The 886-nt window shown below is 58.5% G+C and carries 1 protein-coding gene; it reads left to right on the top strand.

What is annotated here, in order from left to right:
- Window positions 1-882: IS630 family transposase (locus H8A95_RS43265; protein ID WP_229188483.1), on the top strand; the 882-nt coding region annotated here is incomplete at its 5' end.
- Between the last annotated feature and the right edge of the window lie 4 nt (window positions 883-886).

Raw genomic sequence — 886 nt, 5'->3', positions numbered from 1 at the left:
AGCCTTTGGCGGCATCGTTATGCCGACCAAGGCCTTGAAGGGCTGCAAGACAAGCCGCGACCGGGCAAGCAGCCAATCTATACGAAGGCCACCGACAAGCGGATTCTGAAGTTGCTGGACAAGCCGTCGCCGGAAGGGTTCGCACGCTGGACCGGGCCCCTGCTGGCCGAGGCGCTGGACGATGTTGACGTCCAATATGTCTGGCGGTTTCTGCGCAGCCACAAGATCGACCTCGCGGCTCGCAAGTCCTGGTGTGAGAGCAACGACCCGAACTTTACGGCCAAAGCCGCCGATGTTGTCGGCCTCTATGTCGCCCCGCCCGCGAAGGCCATTGTGCTGTGCGTGGACGAGAAGCCCTCGATCCAGGCTTTGGAGCGAGCGCAGGGTTATCTGAAGTTGCCCAATGGCCGTGCCTTGACCGGCCAGAGCCACGATTACAAGCGGCATGGCACGACAACATTGTTTGCGGCGCTCGAAGTCGCCACTGGAAAGATCATCGCGACGCATTCAAAACGCCGGCGCCGTGTCGAATTTCTCGACTTCATGAACAGCGTCACCGCGGCTTTTCCAAACCGGAAGCTTCACGTCATCCTCGACAACCTCAACACCCACAAGAAGAACGAGCATTGGCTCAAGGCCCACCCCAACGTGGAATTTCATTTCACGCCGACAAGTGCGTCCTGGCTCAATCAGGTCGAGGTGTGGTTTTCGATCCTGCAGGGGCAGTCGCTGAGCGGCACCTCTTTCACAAGCCTCAAGCAGCTTCAGGATCACATCGATGCCTACGTCAACGCATACAACGACAGAGCCAAGCCCTTCGTCTGGACCAAGAAAAAGGTCCGTCAACGCCGTTTCAAAGGCCGCCGTATCACTCAGCTCTGATTCC

It is taken from the genome of Bradyrhizobium oropedii (assembly GCF_020889685.1).
Lineage (GTDB): Bacteria > Pseudomonadota > Alphaproteobacteria > Rhizobiales > Xanthobacteraceae > Bradyrhizobium > Bradyrhizobium oropedii.
The sequence above is the reverse complement of the archived record's forward strand: the minus strand, read 5'-3'. Positions and strand labels throughout refer to the sequence as shown.